Annotated in this window: 1 pseudogene; it reads right to left on the bottom strand. The window is 66.3% G+C overall.

Going from position 1 to position 249, the window contains the following annotated elements:
- Positions 1 to 249 (bottom strand): annotated as a pseudogene (locus tag BN2476_RS49180) (diguanylate cyclase); the annotation flags it as partial.

Here is a 249-nt window from a genome sequence, read left to right as displayed (position 1 = left end):
CAGGCCGACAAAGCTCAGGGCAAACGCTGCCATGAGCGTGCCGAGCCGGATTGCCCGCTCCCGCCAGGCGGCGTAGATGTCCGGTTCGGCCGGTGCGACCTCGACAATCAGGGGCAGGCCCGGCAGGTGGCGGAATTCATAGACGCGGCGGATGCCATCAATGGAGGCCCGGTCTGCAAACGAGCCCTCGGGCTGGGTCATCATTTTCGAGAACGGTCCGGTGCCCGTCAGGTCTCGCCCGATGACCTG

This window comes from Paraburkholderia piptadeniae, from assembly GCF_900007165.1.
Lineage (GTDB): Bacteria > Pseudomonadota > Gammaproteobacteria > Burkholderiales > Burkholderiaceae > Paraburkholderia > Paraburkholderia piptadeniae.
This window is presented reverse-complemented; position numbering and strand designations above follow the sequence as displayed.